Origin of the sequence: Deferribacter desulfuricans SSM1, assembly GCF_000010985.1 — a bacterium.
Taxonomy (GTDB): domain Bacteria; phylum Chrysiogenota; class Deferribacteres; order Deferribacterales; family Deferribacteraceae; genus Deferribacter; species Deferribacter desulfuricans.
This window is the reverse complement of the sequence record NC_013939.1, coordinates 1845024-1860258: the sequence shown is the minus strand read 5'-3', so window position 1 is coordinate 1860258 and position 15235 is coordinate 1845024. Positions and strand designations below refer to the sequence as shown.

The window sequence follows — 15235 nt, the reverse complement described above, 5'->3', positions numbered from 1 at the left end:
TGTTTTCTTAAAAAATTGTATTAAATTGTTGAGATAATTTTGCTGGTTTGGAGGAAGGTATGAAGAGCTATAGGAAAGAACTTTGGTTTAATACAAAAAATAGAGTGGAATTTATTAATATTACAGATGAAGTACAAAAAGCTGTTGATGAAAGTGGTGTGAAAGAGGGGCTTTGTCTTGTAAATGCTATGCATATTACTGCTAGTGTATTTATAAATGATGATGAGAGAGGGTTACACGAGGATTATAAAAGATGGCTTGAAGAGTTGGCTCCACATGAGCCAATATCAAGATATAAACATAATTTAACTGGCGAAGATAATGGTGATGCACATTTGAAAAGGCAAGTTATGGGTAGGGAAGTTGTAGTAGCAATAACAAATGGAAAACTTGATTTTGGCCCATGGGAGCAGATATTTTATGGAGAATTTGATGGTCAGAGGAGAAAAAGGGTTTTGATTAAAATAATAGGGGAGTAGTTTAAATGTTTTTGCATATTACGCATAATGATTTGGATGGTGCAGGTTGTGCTATTTTGATGAAAAAGGTGTATGGTGAAAGGATTGAGTATTTTTCGATGAATTATGATGAGATTGATAACTTTCTTTTAGAAACTTATCAGCGATATGAAAAGATATTTATAACAGATGTATCTCCATCTTTAAATATTTTTGAAAAAATAAGGGATGAAAAAGAGATTATTTTAATCGACCATCACAAAACAAGTGAGAATTTTAAAAAATATGACAATGTTTATCATGAAATAGGAAAATGTGGAACCCTTTTAACTTTAGAGTATTTAGAACAATTGGGGAATATAAATCTAAAAGAGTATTATGAGCTTGTTAGATTAGTAAATGATTATGATTTATGGCTTTTAAAAGATAATAGGAGCCTTGATTTAAATAAACTGTTTTATTTATACGGTTTTGATAATTTTGTTGAGAGGTTTTTGAAAAAACCTTCTGTAGATTTAGATGAAAAGGAGATTTTTGTACTTAATATTGAGAATGAAAGGCAACAAAAGTATATTGAGAATGTTTCAACTACAGTGAGAGAATTTTTTGATAAAGAAGGTAGAAAATTTGGTGTAGTTTTTGCAGAACAGTATAACTCTGAATTAGGCCATTTTTTGATAAATGAAAAAGGTTATGCTTACGTTTTCATAATAAATATTCAAAAGGGTAAAATTTCGCTTAGGTCTAGAAAAGATGTTGATGTTGCAAAAATTGCTGTGGCAAATGGTGGCGGTGGTCATAAGAATGCTGCGGGTTTTTCTACGGGATTTGATTTTTGTTTAGAGAATTTTTTAAAAGAGGTTGGGGTTTTATGAAAGCTGAGTATATTAAATCTGCAGTATATGAAAAAGATTATCCAGATACCGATTTGCCGGAAATTGCTTTTGTTGGCAGAAGTAATGTTGGCAAATCTTCTATGATAAATACTCTTGTAAATAGAAAGAAGCTTGTAAAAGTCAGCCAAAAACCTGGGAAAACAAGAACTATTAATTTCTTTAACATAAATGATGAATTGATATTTGTGGATTTGCCCGGCTATGGATATGCTAAGGTTTCTAAAAAAGATAGAGAGCTTTGGAAAGTGATGATAGAAACCTATTTGACAAAAAGGTCTCAATTAAAAGCTGTAGTTTTGATAATTGATATAAGGGTTGGGCCTACAAATGATGATAAATTAATGTATGAATGGTTTATGGCATATAATGTACCCACCATTGTCGCTTTTACAAAATGCGACAAATTGTCAAATAATAAGATACAAAAACAGTTGGCTATCATAAAAAAAGAATTTGGTGATGGACTTGGTGATTATGTTCTTTTTTCGAGTGTCACCAGACGAGGTAAAGATGAGTTATGGGGAATTATTAAAGAAAAAGCATCTTTATAAGTTTTTAATTGGTTTGATTGTTTTAGCTTTTATTTTTGTAAATAATATTGTTGCACAACCTGAACGATTTGAGGGCAAAGTAACTTTTTTAGCTGATGATAAATTGTTAAAACCTATGATTCAAGATATTGAGAATGCTAAAAAAAATATTTACATAGCTATCTATATGTTTAAAACAGACGATTACAAATTTAATTTATCAAATTTAATTGAAGAGGCACTATATGATGCTTTGGATAAAGGAGTTAAGGTATATGTGGTTTTTGATAAAGGGAAAAAAGACGATATAACTACAGAATTTAATATGGATACTGCTGAAGAATTAAAGAGAAGGGGTGCTGTGGTTAGGTTTGATTCACCAAAAAGAAGATTACACTCAAAATTGATGGTGATTGATAAGAGGATAGTTTATATCGGTAGTCATAATTATACACATAGCGCACTTAAATATAATAATGAAACAAGTGTTAGAATTGAGTCAGCAGATGTTGCTAATGAAGCTATTAAATATATCAAGGGGATACAATGATAACCGGGACTATCGTTAACACTTTTACCGTAGCAGTAGGGAGTATTATTGGAGTAACGATTGGTAAAAATATAAAATCCGAAATAAAAGATTCTATTATGAAAGGGCTTGGTTTGGCTGTTGTTGTCTTGGGTATAAAAATGGCTTTTACTGATCATGATTTTTTGATGGCTTTATTTGCTATAGTCTTAGGGACTTTAATTGGTGAGATAATAGATATAGAAAAGATGATTGAGAATTTTGCTGAATATATAAAAAGTAAAGTGAAGTCTGATTCTGGTAGTTTTGTGTTGGGGTTTGTGTCTGCTTCTGTGCTTTTTTGTGTGGGTTCTATGACCATTGTTGGTGCTATTAAAGATGGATTGAATAATGATCCTTCTGTGTTATACGTCAAAAGTTTATTGGATGGTGTTACATCAATTATATTGGCTTCTACTTTTGGAATTGGTGTGTTTTTTTCTATTATAGTTATTTTTATTTATCAGGGAGCGTTATCATTAATAGCTTTTAAATTAACCTTTTTGTTAAACGATGAAATCTATATTAATGGTATATCAGTAGTTGGGGGTATTATAATTTTGGGAATTGGCCTTAATATGTTAGGAATTACTAAAATCAAAACAGCAAATATGCTACCTTCGCTTTTTTTTATTCCAATAATTGACGTGCTTTATAAACTATGGGGGTAAAAAAGGTAGGTTAAGAGGGTTAACCTCTTAACCTTTTATAATTTTAAGAAACTTTTCAGGAATTTTTATCGGTTTGTTTGTTTTGTTATCATATGTTACCATAACAGTTTTTCCTATAGCAAAGATTGTACCATTGTTGTCATGTAAGGTATATGAAATTGTAAAACTTGTATTGCCGATATCTATAACTTCCATTGTAACATAAACCTTATCAATGAAATTTATAGGTTTTTTATATTCACATTCAGCTTTAACAACCAGTATGAATACACCATCTTTCATTAATTCTAAGAAATCTTTTTTAAAAGCTTTTGTCCTTGCTACTTCAAAATATCTAAAAAACATTACATTATTTACATGACCATATGTGTCAAGGTCTCCATATCTAACTTCTACTTCAACTGTTACTTTCATCTACTCTTTCCCCAATAAACCTTCCTTTAACCCACTATCAGCAGGTTCATCACCCACATAAATCTTTATTAAAGCGTCTGCTAATGATTTAGATTTAAAATCCCCTATTTTATCACCATTCTTTAGAACTGTAACCATATCGTTATCAATAATTAAATCTACTTCGTCACCTTTAACAACATCGAAACTAACAGCATTTAGAAATTCTTGCACAGCACTTTCTTTTAATAAATTTTCATCTATTTTTTCAAAACTTTCTTTGAAAGCATCCTTCATTTGTGAAGCTTTAACCTTTTTGTATAAAAAGTGCATTTTAACAACTTTTGTTGGTGCAGAGATTACGGCGTTAGCATCATCAGTTTTTTGCTCTAGATAAAGAGCACCGATGTAAACCTTGATGAAAAATTTTTTTCTAAAACCAGTTCCGTTTAAAACTAAATTTTTCCCAAAATATTGATATGTGTCTGGGATATTTACCCCTTTTACAACTTTTGAATAACCAACAGGGGCTATTAAAACAAGTAATAGTAATATGATACTAAGCTTTTTCATCGTTTCCTCCATTTTCTTTTTTCATTGCATCTAAAACTTTTGCTTTGTACTCTACGATATCTTTTCTAAGTGATGCCAGCTTTGCTATCTTATCATCTATTTTCTCAATATGGGAGTCCAAAATCTCTATTAGCCTTGGTACAATTTTCTCAGGTGTTTGATGGACTCTATATATACTAGCCAATTCTTGCATCTCTTTTAGTGTTATACCCAGCTCTTTTAATTTTAAGATAAACTTTAGTTTGATTATATCATCTTTTGTGTAGATTCTTATTCCACCGTCCAATCGTTTTGGTGGAGTGAGTAAACCTATTTCCTCATAATATCTAATTGTTCTGGTTGTTGTACCCAACATTTCAGCAACTTCACCTATTTGATAATGAGTTTCACCATTTATTTTCATCTTACTTCACCTTTACGTTAATTAGTTATTTATTCAATAATACTAAAACAGCATTTTGTCAAGAAAATTGATTTTTGAAGATATTAAAGCCTTGTTTTTATATAAATAAAACAGATTTATTGTTTAATCGTGAATTTTAGTTCAAAATATTTAATATAATGTTATAGACAGCTTGACATTTACGTAAAATACATTTATAAGATAATAAAATTCTATTTTGAGGTGTGATATGAGAGACGTGTTTGTTGTTGAGGGATTGAGAACACCTTTTGGATCTTTTGGAGGGAGTTTATCTGATGTCCATCCTGCAGTTTTGGCTGCTGATGTTATTAAAAAACTTTTAGAGAAAACTGAAGTTAAGCCTGATGACATTGATGAGGTAATATTAGGCCAGGTTCTTACGGGTGGTTTTGGACAGGCACCTGCAAGACAGGCTATGAGATATGCTGGTTTGCTTGATAAAGTGCATGCTATGACTATCAATAAAGTGTGCGGTAGCGGTTTAAAAGCTTTGATGCTTGGGGCTCAATCAATAATGCTTGGTGATTCAGATTTAGCAATTGTTGGTGGCATGGAAAATATGTCTATGGCTCCTTACGCTTTGTTACAAGCAAGATATGGGTATAGGATGGGGAATAATGAAGTTGTAGATCTGATGATTTATGATGCTTTATTAGACCCTTATACAAAAAGACATATGGGTGAGCTTACTGAAGAAACGATTAAAAAGGTAGGTGTAACTAGAGAAGAGCAGGATGACTATGCAGAAAGGTCATATAAATTATCTCAAAAAGCTGTTGAATCTGGTATTTTTGATGAAGAGGTTGTTCCTGTAGTTAAAAAAACTAAAAAAGGGGACATAGTTGTAGATAAGGATGAAGAACCTTTTAGAGTAAATTTTGAGAAGCTTAGACAGTTAAGGCCTGTTTTTGTTAAAGATGGTACAATAACTGCAGGCAATGCTTCTACAATAAATGATGGTGCAGCGTGTCTGCTCCTTGCTAGTGAAGATGCTGTAAAAAAATATAATTTAAAGCCAATTGGAAGACTTGTTGCATATGCTACAAATAGTATTCATCCAGACGAGTTTTCTTTAGCACCAGTAGGTGCTATCGAAAAAGTATGTGAAAAGGCAGGGCTAAAATTGGACGATATAGACCTTTTTGAAATTAATGAAGCCTTTGCTGCTGTGGTACTGTTTGCTGTTAAAAAATTAAATTTACCACTTGATAAAGTTAATGTAAATGGTGGCGCTGTTTCTATTGGCCATCCAGTTGGCGCAAGTGGTGGGAGATTGGCTGTAACCCTTTTAAAGGAGATGCAAAGAAGAAATGCTAAATATGGCCTTGCTACACTTTGTATAGGTGGTGGTGAGGCAGTAAGCGCAATTTTTGAGAGGGTGTAAGATGAAAGTTGGGGTTATTGGTGCAGGACAGATGGGCTCGGGTATTGCCCATGTATTATCTCAGCATGGTAATGAGGTTTATCTTTACGATGTGAGTAATGAACAGTTGAAAAAGGCTCTTGTAAATATTGAAAAAAATATGATGAGACAGGCAAAAAAAGGTGTTTTTGAAGAGAGTAGAATTGCTGAATTTTTATCAAATATTAAAACAATTGAATCACTTGAAGATATTAAAGATGCTGAGTTTGTAATAGAGGCAGCAACTGAAAATGAAGATATAAAGCTTGATTTATTTAGAAAGCTTGATGAAATTACAGACCAAAATACTATTTTGGCTACAAATACATCATCGATTTCAATAACTAAAATTGCAGCAGTTACTAAAAGACCTGAAAAGGTTATCGGTATGCATTTTATGAACCCTGTTCCTGTTATGAAATTGGTTGAAATAATAAAAGGGCTTGCAACAGATGATGATACTTTTAATAAAACTGTGGAGTTGGCAAAGTCGCTTGGGAAAGAGGTCGCTGTAGCTTCAGATTATGCCGGGTTTATAGTGAATCGTATTTTAATCCCAATGATAAATGAAGCTATTTTTGCTCATTTTGAGGGTGTTGCATCCATTGAGGATATAGACAAGGCTATGAAGCTAGGTACAAATCAGCCAATGGGGCCATTTGAGCTGGCAGATTTTATAGGGCTTGATACTGTTTTGGCAATAATGGAAGTTTTATACAATGAATTTAAGTATGATAAATACAGGCCATGCCCATTGCTTGTGAATATGGTTAGATCAGGTAGGCTTGGGAGGAAAACTGGGAGAGGATTTTACGATTATACAAAGTAGGGAGGATGTTATGGAATATAACAATTTAAAAGTAGAAATAAAAGATAGTGTGGCACTTTTGACAGTTAGCAGGCCAAAGGTTTTAAACGCTTTAAACAGCGAGGTTTTAAAAGAGTTAGAATGTGCTTTTTATGAATTAGAAAATAACAGTGATGTAAAGGTGGTTGTTGTTACTGGTGATTGTGAAAAGGCATTTGTTGCTGGTGCTGATATCAAAGAGATGGCAAATATGAATGCTATCGAAGCTGAATCTTTTGCTAAAAAAGGGCATGCTTTAATAAGATTTGTAAGAAATATGTCAAAACCTGTTATTGCTGCAGTTAATGGTTATGCATTAGGTGGTGGTTTTGAGTTGGCTTTGGCGTGTGATATCATATATGCATCAAAAAATGCAAAATTTGGATTTCCTGAAGTTACTTTAGGAATTATGCCTGGCTTTGGTGGCACTCAGAATTTGGTTAGAGTTTGTGGAGAAAAAATAGCAAACGAGCTTATTTTTACAGGTAAAATGATTGATGCACAAAAAGCTAAAGAGATTGGTGCTGTAGTGGAAGTGTTTGAAGATAAAGAGATGTTGATAAATAGTGTTATGGAAACTGCTAATAAAATCGCTTCAAATGGCCCAATAGGTGTTGCATATGCAAAAAAAGCTATCTTGACAGGAGTTAATTTGCCACTTTCAGAAGCGTTAGATTTGGAAGCTTCTTTGTTTGGTATCCTTTTTAGCACTGAAGACCAAAAAGAAGGGATGAAGGCTTTTGTTGAGAAAAGAAAAGCAGAATTTAAAGGAAAATAAATTGGGAGGAATATTATGAATTTTGAATTAACACAAGACCACAAAGTATTGCAGGACACATTAAGAGATTTTGTAAAAAATGAAATAGCTCCAATTGCTGCTGATATTGATAAAAATCATGAGATTCCAGCAGATTTAGTAAAAAAGATAGGGGAAATGGGATTTTTAGGAACTTATATACCTGAAGAATACGGTGGAGCTGGATTAGATTATTTCTCTTATATTATGACTGTGGAAGAGGTTTCAAAAGCTTGTGCATCTACAGGTGTAATGATTTCTGCACATACATCACTTGCTGCAGACCCAATTTTACAGTTTGGAAATGAAGAACAGAAGAAAAAATATTTACCACCTTTGGCAACCGGAGAAAGAATTGGTTGTATTATGCTAACAGAGCCAGAAGCAGGTAGTGATGTTGCTAATATATCTACCACATACAGAGATGAAGGTGACCATTATGTAGTAAATGGAAGTAAAATATTTATTACTAACGGTGCATTTAGAGGAATAAGCGTCCTTTTTGCTACAAAAGATAAAAATCTAAAACATAAAGGATTGTCTGCATTTATTTTAGATTTGGAAAGTGAAGGTGTTGAGATTCTTAAAAATGAGGAAAAGTTAGGAATTAGAGGTAGTTATACTACAGCATTTGCACTTGATAATGTGAAAATACCAAAAGAGAATCTTTTAGGAAATGAAGGTGATGGATTTAAGATTGCTATGGAAACATTAAATGGTGGTAGAATAGGTATTGCTGCTCAGGCCTTAGGTATAGCTGAGGGTGCATTTGAAAAATGTTTGAGTTATGTTCAGGAGAGAAAACAGTTTGGCAAGCCTTTGGCTGCTTTTCAGGCTATTCAATTTAAGCTTGCTGATATGGCAACAAGAATTGAGGCAAGCAAACTGATTACTTATAAAGCAGCATGGCTGAAGGATATGAAGAAAACTAATGCGATAGAGTCTGCAATGGCAAAAATGTATGCATCTGAAACAGCTACATTTGTGACTAAAGAAGCTGTTCAAATACATGGTGGCTATGGTTATATCTGCGAATACGAAGTGGAAAGAATGTTTAGGGATGCAAAAATTACTGAGATTTATGAAGGAACAAATGAGGTTCAAAGAATCGTAATTTCTAAAATGCTCTTAAAATAAGGGGTGATAAATGTTTGAAGCAACGAGAGAAATATATTGGAATGTTGGGCATGGCGTTTTAATCCCTATGTACTTATTTGCTATTATTGCAATAGGGATACTTGTTTACGGTTTTAAGAAAAGATTAGAATTATACAAAATTGGGAGACCTTTAAACAGGTTTGATAATAAAGCTGAAAGATTCCAATTTATGCTTAAAAACGTGATTGGGCAGATTAAAGTTTTAAGAGTTCCTGGCCCTGGTATAGCACATGCTCTATTTTTCTGGGGATTTTTACTCCTTACCATTGGTACAACATTGGTATTTTTACAAGCAGATATATTGCACCCGCTTTTAGGTATTAAATTTTTAAAGGGTGCTTTTTACAAGTTATTTTCACTCACTTTAGATATTGCTGGGTTAATAGCTATTTTAATGATGATAGGACTCTTTGTAAGAAGATTTTTCGTAAAACCAGAAGGTTTGGAAACTTCAAAAGATGATTATATTATGCATGGATTACTTTTTGCCATTCTAATTACAGGTTTTCTGATAGAAGGGGTTAGAATGGCTGCTACAGAATTGAAAGTAAATCCATCATTAGCTGTATGGTCTCCAATCGGATTGATGGTTGCTAAAATGTTTAGCGGGATGAATGAATCCTCACTCCTTTCCTTACATATAGGGCTTTGGTGGATTCATATGTTTTTAGCTTTCGGTTTTATAGCATCTATCCCATATATAAAATTTAGACATATATTTACTACTAGTGCTAACTACTTTTTTAATGATTTTAGACAAAAAGGGAGTATTGATACTATCGATTTAGAAAATGAAGAGGCAGAAAGTTTTGGTGTTTCAAAGGTAAATGAGTTTACATGGAAGGATATTTTTGATTCTGATGCCTGCACTAAATGTAAAAGATGTCAGGATAGATGTCCAGCATACAACACTGGTAAACCTTTGAGCCCTATGAAATTAATTTTGGATATTGGCGAAGCGGCTGTTAATGGTGCTGAAACAAACGTAATAGAAAAGATTTCCACAGATGTTATCTGGTCATGTACAACTTGTCGTGCTTGTCAGGAGATTTGTCCAGCCAATAATGAGCATGTCAATAAGATTATTGAGATGAGAAGAAACCTTGTTTTGATGGAGGGTGAATTTCCTGGTGAAGAAGTAATGATGGCTATGAACAATGTGGAAGTAAATGGTAACCCAATGGGGCTTGGTTTTGCTTCTAGAGGGGATTGGGCTGAAGGTTTAGATGTTAAAGTAATGAGCGAAGATTCTGATGTGGATATCTTATATTTTGTTGGTTGTTATGCATCATTTGATAAAAGGAATCAGCAGGTTGCAAAAAGTTTTATAAAGCTTTGTAATGCTGCGGGCATAAAAGTTGGTATTTTAGGAAAAGAAGAGAAATGTTGTGGCGAACCAGTAAGAAAGATGGGTAATGAGTATCTGTATCAAATGGTTGCCATGGAGAATATTGAAACTATTAAAAGTTATAATGTGAAGAAAATAGTTACTACATGCCCTCACTGCTTCAATACATTGGGTAGAGATTACAAAGACTTAGGATTTGATATTGAAGTTGAGCATTATACAACATTTTTAAGAAGATTAATCAACGATGGTAAACTTAAAATTAAACCAGTTTCATTCGAATGTACATACCACGATTCTTGCTATATCGGAAGATACATGGATATCTTTGAAGAGCCAAGAGAGGTTTTAAAAGCAGCTGGTGGAAATATAAAAGAGATGAGTAAAAACAGGTTAGAAAGTTTCTGTTGTGGTGCTGGTGGTGGTAGAATAATCGCTGAAGAGAGCATAGGTGAAAAGATTAGTGTAAAAAGGGTTAAAATGGCGGAAGAAACTGGTGCAAATATGCTTGTTTCAAACTGTCCATTCTGTCTTACAATGTTTGAAGATGGCGTAAAAATGGCTGAACTTGATGAAAAACTTAAACCAAGGGATTTGGCAGAATTATTAGTAGAAAGATTAGAAAGCTAATAATTAAAAGTGGGTGATGTTTAGAATTATGATAGAAACAGAACAAAAACATTTTTCTTATTCTCGTGGCACGTCCAGTGCCACTGCGAGGCAGGTTTCTTAAAAATCGTCGTCCTTGGCGATTTTTTGGAAACCTGAACCCGAAAAATGTTTTTATTCTGTAATTATGAGAGGTAGTTATTATGGAAATAAGAGTAAATAGAAGGAGGTAAGGATGAAAATTCTTGTATGTATTAAGCAGGTTCCTGATATGGAATCAAAGTTTAAAGTTGATAGTGAAGGTAAATGGTATGATCAGACAGATTTAGCTTATCGTATGAATGAATATGATGAATATGCTGTTGAACAGGCAGTAAGACTAAAAGAGCAGGTAAAAGATGCTGATATCACAGTTTTGTCTATTGGTCCAGAAAGGGTAAAAGAGGCAATCAAAAAAGCATTGGCAATGGGTTGTGATAGAGGTGTTCACATCAAAGATGATGAAGATTATAAAAAAGACCCATATCAAAAAGCAAATATAGTATACGAATTTGCTAAAGATAAAGGTTTTGATATTATTTTTACTGGGATGCAATCTCAAGATAGAGGTAGTGGACAGTTTGGCGTAATTTTGGCTGAATTATTAGGTATTCCTGCTGTTACAACTATTGTTGGTTTTGAGTATGCTGATGGTGTTGTAACAGCTAAAAGGGAACTTGAGGGTGGTAAGAAAGCAATTGTAAAAGTAAAACTCCCAGCACTCTTTACATGTCAATTAGGTTTAAATGAACCAAGATACCCAACTCTACCAAATATTATGAAAGCTAAGAAGAAAGAGCTTCTTACACATGATGTAAGTGAATTTTTGAAAGATGAGGCATTGGTGGAAACTGTGAAAGTGGATTATCCTGAGAAGAAGGGTGGTGCACTTATTTTAGAAGGGGATATTGCAGACTTAGTTGAAAAAACTGTTCAGATTTTAAAAGAGAAAACTTCAGTTTTATAAAGGAGGGCTGAGATGAAAGTATTACTTGTTGCTGAATATAGAGAAAAAGAACTTTTAGAGTCAACTTATGAGTTGGCTACTTTTGCAGATAAGCTTGGAGCAGAAAAGGTATGGTTTGCAGCAGGTTATAATGATAACTTACCTAAAGTGGCTGGTAAATTGTATTTGGCTGATGCGAATAAGTATGGGGAATACAACCCAGATGTTCATAAAAATTTAATATTGCAAGTTGTTGAAAAAGAAAATCCTGATTATGTTGTTTTTGTTCATTCATCATATGGTTGGGATTTAGCTCCAAGGGTTGCTGCTAGTTTAAAAATTGGTCAGGTATCTGAAATAGTAGATGTTGTTGATGGAACTTTTGTAGTTCCAGCTTGTAATGCTAAGTTGAGAAGATTTGTAAAGCCAGCAACTGGAAAAGGTGTTTTGACTATACAGGCTGGTGCTTTTCAACCTGCTGAGCCAAATGGTGAACCAGAGGTTGAAGAATTAACATTAGATACTGCTGATTCAGCTTTGGGGTTTGTTGGGTATGAAGAAGCTGAAGCTAAAAGTGTAGATTTAACAAAGGCTGAGATTATTGTAAGTGCAGGTAGAGGCGTAGGAAAACCAGATAATATCCCTGTGATTGAAGAGCTTGCTAAAGCTCTTGGTGGGGAGCTTGGTGCAAGCCGTCCAGTAGTAGATGCTGGTTGGGTAGATCATTCTAGACAGGTTGGTACAACTGGTCAGACAGTTGCTCCTAAGCTTTATGTTGCTTGCGGTATTTCTGGTGCTATCCAGCATTTGGCTGGTATGAAAAAATCTGAGTTTGTATTAGCAATTAATACTGATAAAGATGCTCCAATCGGTGAAGTAGCTGATGTATTGGTTGTAGCTGATGTTATGCAATTTGTTCCAGCTTTAACAGAAAAAATCAAATCTATGAAATAAAATATTGTAAAGATTTAAACAAACTAAAGGGGCTAAAGCCCCCTTTTTTAAATTTAAAATATGGGGGAGTTATTAATGGAAAATATACTTAATGAAGCAATCCAAAATTATAAAGGTATGAGTGAGAAAACTACAATATATTTTATTGTAGATGAATCCATAAAAAAAACAGTAGTTGCTGATTTAGATAAGCTTGAAGTGCATGATGGGAAAACAGTTGATAATGCTGATTGTGTTTGTAAGATAAGTTCAAATCTTTTTAAAAAAATCTGGTATGAAAATTATAAGCCTGGAATGAAAGAGATTTTCAGTGGTGAGCTAAAGACAAATAATCCTGAAATATTACAAAATTTCTTAAAGGCTTGTGGAAAATAAGGAGGAAGGATGCTTAACACAAAAGTTACTGAAAAATTAGGTATTGAATATCCAATTATTCAAGGCGGTATGATGTGGATTTCTACTGCAGAGCTTGCAAGTGCAGTGTCAAATGCAGGTGGACTTGGTATAATTACTGCTTTATCATTTGATACACCAGAAAAGTTAGCTGCTGAAATTGATAAAGCAAAAAGTTTAACTGATAAACCTTTTGGTGTAAATTTAACATTTTTGCCAACATTAAGACCTGTAAATTATGATGCTTATATTGATGTCATTATCGATAAAGGGATTAAAATTATTGAAACAGCAGGAAGAAATCCTGAACCTTATATGGATAAGCTTAAAAGTAATGGTATAACGGTTATTCATAAATGTACTTCGGTAAGACATGCTTTAAAAGCTCAGAAAATAGGTTGTGATTTTGTGAGTATTGATGGGTTTGAATGTGCAGGGCACCCTGGAGAAGATGATGTAACAAGTTTAATTTTGATCCCAAGAGCAGTAGATGAGCTTGATATACCTGTGATTGCATCTGGTGGTTTCGGTGATGGTCGTGGACTTGTTGCGGCACTTGCTCTTGGAGCTGAAGGTGTAAATATGGGGACTCGGTTTGTAGCAACAAAAGAAGCACCTGTTCATGAAAATATCAAGAAGAGATTAATTGAGGCAAAGGAAACTGATACAATGCTTGTTGAGCGTAGCTTGAAAAATACAGTTAGAGTGCTAAGGAATAAGCACGCTGAAAAAGTTTTGGAGATGGAAAATAATGGAGCTACATTACAAGAACTTGCGCCATTATTGAGTGGATTAAGAGGGTTAGAAGCTATTAAGACTGGAGATTGTGAAAGTGCTCTTTTTGCATGTGGACAGATTGTTGGTTTGATAAATGATGTTCCTACTGTTAAAGAATTGATTGATAATATAGTTAAAGAAGCTGAAGAGATAATAAATCAAAGATTGAAAAATATTTTTTCATAAATAAAGGGGGATTTCCCCCTTTTTTATTATCTTAATTTTATGCTTTTTTGAATTTCGTCAAAGATATTTTTAAAATTTTTACTATCTTTTTGGTCAGATAAGAAGAAAAATTTTAAAGCGTTACCCCTTGTAAAAACAATTATCAATTTTGCGTTTACTCTCACACCGTTTTCTTCTACGGAGTATTTTATCTCCTTTGCATATATATTGTCTATTATTATATTTTTCTCACCCTCTTTTACAAAGCTTGGATATTTATTTTTAATATTTTTTAGAGCATTAAAGAGATAAAACTCAATGTTTGTATTATTACCAACATATTCTTTAGTGACCAATACTGTTTCTCTAAAAGGGTCACCTTTTTTTTCTGGTGCTAAAGCTAACATAGTATTACCATTGTCCTGCTCAAAAATGAGCCAGCTTATGGGAAAAGAAATTGAGTAAGATTTATCATCAGGAGAATAAGTTAGTGAGCCTGCAAAGATATTTATTGCGAATAATGTTATAAATAAAATTAATAATAATTTAATCTTCATAGTTAACCTCCATAAGATATAATACATTATAGCACATTTTACTGATTTATTCATAAAAAATTTAAATATTACTGTTAATATTTATGCCAATTGGCATTCAAATAAGAATACTTATAGAAATGTCTTGTAATCACTGTGTAATGCATGTAAAAAAGGAGCTTGAATCATTGAATGGTATTACTGTGGAAAATGTTGAAATTGGGAAAGCGGTAGTGAGCGGTGAAAATATTAATAATGATGATTTGGTTAATGCAATTGACGAAGCTGGATATGAAGTAAAAGAGATTAAAGATTTATAATTAAAGCGGAGAGTTGTCTCCGCTTATTAAAAGGAGGTATTGTGGGAAGAGAAGAGGCTCTACAATATTTGAAAACTGCAAAAGGACAGGTAGAAGCAGTTATAAAAATGGTGGAAGATGGAAAATACTGCATAGATATTTCAAAACAGATACTTGCTTCAATTTCGCTATTAAAAAAGGCAAATGTAAAAATATTAAATGCTCATCTTGGAAGCTGTGTTAAAAATGCTATAAATTCTAAAGATACAGAAGATATTGATACAAAATTAAAAGAGCTTGGAGAAATCATAGAGTATCTTAGCAAAGTGATATAATTTATTAAGGGTGTTGCACAAAGATATATGCTTTAACTCCCCAGATTGCTTCGTCGCATTTGCTCCTCGCAAAGACTAGGAATTTGGTTATTGCGAGCGTTAGCCAAGCAATCTCAAA

The 15235-nt window shown here is 33.2% G+C and carries 20 protein-coding genes; 16 read left to right on the top strand and 4 right to left on the bottom strand.

Annotation, left to right across the window (positions count from 1 at the left end; genetic code table 11):
* Nucleotides 1-59: 59 nt before the first annotated feature.
* From DEFDS_RS09300 to DEFDS_RS09280, 5 genes are read left to right on the top strand one after another with little or no spacing between them, the layout of a single operon-like run.
* Nucleotides 60-479, top strand: a complete 420-nt coding sequence (locus tag DEFDS_RS09300; protein WP_013008545.1) for a secondary thiamine-phosphate synthase enzyme YjbQ — start codon at nt 60-62, stop codon at nt 477-479.
* A gap of 5 nt (nt 480-484) precedes the next feature.
* A complete protein-coding gene (locus tag DEFDS_RS09295; protein ID WP_013008544.1) occupies nt 485-1333 on the top strand; it encodes a DHH family phosphoesterase in 849 nt (282 codons plus the stop codon).
* The gene (yihA, locus tag DEFDS_RS09290) at nt 1330-1905 is read left to right on the top strand and encodes a ribosome biogenesis GTP-binding protein YihA/YsxC (RefSeq protein WP_013008543.1); all 576 of its coding nucleotides are present in this window, start codon (nt 1330-1332) and stop codon (nt 1903-1905) included. Before DEFDS_RS09295 ends, yihA begins: the two co-directional genes overlap by 4 nt.
* Entirely contained in the window at nt 1865-2434 is a 570-nt protein-coding gene (locus DEFDS_RS09285; protein WP_013008542.1) for a phospholipase D-like domain-containing protein, read from the top strand. Before yihA ends, DEFDS_RS09285 begins: the two co-directional genes overlap by 41 nt.
* Complete coding sequence (locus DEFDS_RS09280; protein WP_013008541.1) at nt 2431-3123, top strand: DUF554 domain-containing protein; 693 nt, start codon at nt 2431-2433, stop codon at nt 3121-3123. Before DEFDS_RS09285 ends, DEFDS_RS09280 begins: the two co-directional genes overlap by 4 nt.
* A 27-nt stretch (nt 3124-3150) precedes the next feature.
* Here the strand turns inward: DEFDS_RS09280 and DEFDS_RS09275 are convergent, their stop codons facing one another.
* From DEFDS_RS09275 to DEFDS_RS09265, 3 genes are read right to left on the bottom strand one after another with little or no spacing between them, the layout of a single operon-like run.
* Nucleotides 3151-3537, bottom strand: a complete 387-nt coding sequence (locus DEFDS_RS09275; RefSeq protein ID WP_013008540.1) for an acyl-CoA thioesterase — start codon at nt 3535-3537, stop codon at nt 3151-3153.
* Nucleotides 3538-4089 carry a chalcone isomerase family protein gene (locus DEFDS_RS12715; protein WP_013008539.1) on the bottom strand — a complete coding sequence of 184 codons (552 nt, stop codon included), beginning with the start codon at nt 4087-4089 and terminating at the stop codon, nt 3538-3540.
* Entirely contained in the window at nt 4076-4492 is a 417-nt protein-coding gene (locus tag DEFDS_RS09265) for a MerR family transcriptional regulator (RefSeq protein ID WP_013008538.1), read from the bottom strand. The genes DEFDS_RS12715 and DEFDS_RS09265 overlap by 14 nt, the downstream gene beginning before the upstream one ends.
* Nucleotides 4493-4721: 229 nt before the next feature.
* Between DEFDS_RS09265 and DEFDS_RS09260 the strand changes: the two genes are divergently transcribed.
* From DEFDS_RS09260 to DEFDS_RS09220, 9 genes are all read left to right on the top strand, one after another.
* Complete coding sequence (locus DEFDS_RS09260; protein ID WP_013008537.1) at nt 4722-5897, top strand: thiolase family protein; 1176 nt, start codon at nt 4722-4724, stop codon at nt 5895-5897.
* A gap of 1 nt (nt 5898) precedes the next feature.
* The gene (locus tag DEFDS_RS09255) at nt 5899-6744 is read left to right on the top strand and encodes a 3-hydroxybutyryl-CoA dehydrogenase (RefSeq protein ID WP_013008536.1); all 846 of its coding nucleotides are present in this window, start codon (nt 5899-5901) and stop codon (nt 6742-6744) included.
* A gap of 10 nt (nt 6745-6754) precedes the next feature.
* Complete coding sequence (locus tag DEFDS_RS09250; RefSeq protein WP_041223714.1) at nt 6755-7540, top strand: enoyl-CoA hydratase/isomerase family protein; 786 nt, start codon at nt 6755-6757, stop codon at nt 7538-7540.
* A 15-nt stretch (nt 7541-7555) separates the two neighbouring features.
* Nucleotides 7556-8695: an acyl-CoA dehydrogenase gene (locus DEFDS_RS09245; RefSeq protein ID WP_013008534.1), complete on the top strand. Its 1140-nt coding sequence runs from the start codon at nt 7556-7558 to the stop codon at nt 8693-8695.
* Between the two features lie 10 nt (nt 8696-8705).
* Nucleotides 8706-10694 (top strand): heterodisulfide reductase-related iron-sulfur binding cluster, encoded by a 1989-nt coding sequence (locus DEFDS_RS09240; RefSeq protein WP_013008533.1) that lies wholly within the window; start codon nt 8706-8708, stop codon nt 10692-10694.
* A 214-nt stretch (nt 10695-10908) separates the two neighbouring features.
* Nucleotides 10909-11679 carry an electron transfer flavoprotein subunit beta/FixA family protein gene (locus DEFDS_RS09235; RefSeq protein WP_013008532.1) on the top strand — a complete coding sequence of 257 codons (771 nt, stop codon included), beginning with the start codon at nt 10909-10911 and terminating at the stop codon, nt 11677-11679.
* A 12-nt stretch (nt 11680-11691) separates the two neighbouring features.
* Nucleotides 11692-12612 (top strand): electron transfer flavoprotein subunit alpha/FixB family protein, encoded by a 921-nt coding sequence (locus tag DEFDS_RS09230; protein ID WP_013008531.1) that lies wholly within the window; start codon nt 11692-11694, stop codon nt 12610-12612.
* 75 nt (nt 12613-12687) lie between these two features.
* Nucleotides 12688-12987, top strand: coding sequence for a hypothetical protein (locus DEFDS_RS09225; RefSeq protein ID WP_013008530.1), 300 nt, complete (start codon nt 12688-12690; stop codon nt 12985-12987).
* 9 nt (nt 12988-12996) lie between these two features.
* The gene (locus DEFDS_RS09220; protein ID WP_013008529.1) at nt 12997-13968 is read left to right on the top strand and encodes an NAD(P)H-dependent flavin oxidoreductase; all 972 of its coding nucleotides are present in this window, start codon (nt 12997-12999) and stop codon (nt 13966-13968) included.
* A 26-nt stretch (nt 13969-13994) separates the two neighbouring features.
* Here the strand turns inward: DEFDS_RS09220 and DEFDS_RS09215 are convergent, their stop codons facing one another.
* The gene (locus tag DEFDS_RS09215) at nt 13995-14504 is read right to left on the bottom strand and encodes a hypothetical protein (protein ID WP_041223713.1); all 510 of its coding nucleotides are present in this window, start codon (nt 14502-14504) and stop codon (nt 13995-13997) included.
* Nucleotides 14505-14587: 83 nt separating this feature from the next.
* Here DEFDS_RS09215 and DEFDS_RS12850 point away from each other — a divergent pair, with 83 nt between their 5' ends.
* Both DEFDS_RS12850 and DEFDS_RS09205 read left to right on the top strand, forming a co-directional pair.
* Entirely contained in the window at nt 14588-14803 is a 216-nt protein-coding gene (locus DEFDS_RS12850; RefSeq protein ID WP_013008527.1) for a heavy-metal-associated domain-containing protein, read from the top strand.
* Between the two features lie 41 nt (nt 14804-14844).
* Entirely contained in the window at nt 14845-15117 is a 273-nt protein-coding gene (locus DEFDS_RS09205; RefSeq protein ID WP_013008526.1) for a metal-sensing transcriptional repressor, read from the top strand.
* Nucleotides 15118-15235 lie beyond the last annotated feature (118 nt).

Excerpts from the sequence above, each read along its gene's own strand:
- DEFDS_RS09240 (WP_013008533.1), top strand. The coding sequence starts at position 8,706 with ATGTTTGAAGCAACGAGAGAAATATATTGGAATGTTGGGCATGGCGTT.
- DEFDS_RS09250 (WP_041223714.1), top strand. The coding sequence starts at position 6,755 with ATGGAATATAACAATTTAAAAGTAGAAATAAAAGATAGTGTGGCACTT.
- DEFDS_RS09260 (WP_013008537.1), top strand. The coding sequence starts at position 4,722 with ATGAGAGACGTGTTTGTTGTTGAGGGATTGAGAACACCTTTTGGATCT.
- yihA (WP_013008543.1), top strand. The coding sequence starts at position 1,330 with ATGAAAGCTGAGTATATTAAATCTGCAGTATATGAAAAAGATTATCCA.
- DEFDS_RS09245 (WP_013008534.1), top strand. The coding sequence starts at position 7,556 with ATGAATTTTGAATTAACACAAGACCACAAAGTATTGCAGGACACATTA.
- DEFDS_RS09285 (WP_013008542.1), top strand. The coding sequence starts at position 1,865 with ATGAGTTATGGGGAATTATTAAAGAAAAAGCATCTTTATAAGTTTTTA.
- DEFDS_RS09265 (WP_013008538.1), bottom strand. The coding sequence starts at position 4,492 with ATGAAAATAAATGGTGAAACTCATTATCAAATAGGTGAAGTTGCTGAA.
- DEFDS_RS09275 (WP_013008540.1), bottom strand. The coding sequence starts at position 3,537 with ATGAAAGTAACAGTTGAAGTAGAAGTTAGATATGGAGACCTTGACACA.
- DEFDS_RS09295 (WP_013008544.1), top strand. The coding sequence starts at position 485 with ATGTTTTTGCATATTACGCATAATGATTTGGATGGTGCAGGTTGTGCT.
- DEFDS_RS09230 (WP_013008531.1), top strand. The coding sequence starts at position 11,692 with ATGAAAGTATTACTTGTTGCTGAATATAGAGAAAAAGAACTTTTAGAG.
- DEFDS_RS09220 (WP_013008529.1), top strand. The coding sequence starts at position 12,997 with ATGCTTAACACAAAAGTTACTGAAAAATTAGGTATTGAATATCCAATT.
- DEFDS_RS09280 (WP_013008541.1), top strand. The coding sequence starts at position 2,431 with ATGATAACCGGGACTATCGTTAACACTTTTACCGTAGCAGTAGGGAGT.
- DEFDS_RS12715 (WP_013008539.1), bottom strand. The coding sequence starts at position 4,089 with ATGAAAAAGCTTAGTATCATATTACTATTACTTGTTTTAATAGCCCCT.
- DEFDS_RS09235 (WP_013008532.1), top strand. The coding sequence starts at position 10,909 with ATGAAAATTCTTGTATGTATTAAGCAGGTTCCTGATATGGAATCAAAG.
- DEFDS_RS09300 (WP_013008545.1), top strand. The coding sequence starts at position 60 with ATGAAGAGCTATAGGAAAGAACTTTGGTTTAATACAAAAAATAGAGTG.
- DEFDS_RS09255 (WP_013008536.1), top strand. The coding sequence starts at position 5,899 with ATGAAAGTTGGGGTTATTGGTGCAGGACAGATGGGCTCGGGTATTGCC.
- DEFDS_RS09215 (WP_041223713.1), bottom strand. The coding sequence starts at position 14,504 with ATGAAGATTAAATTATTATTAATTTTATTTATAACATTATTCGCAATA.
- DEFDS_RS12850 (WP_013008527.1), top strand. The coding sequence starts at position 14,588 with ATGCCAATTGGCATTCAAATAAGAATACTTATAGAAATGTCTTGTAAT.
- DEFDS_RS09225 (WP_013008530.1), top strand. The coding sequence starts at position 12,688 with ATGGAAAATATACTTAATGAAGCAATCCAAAATTATAAAGGTATGAGT.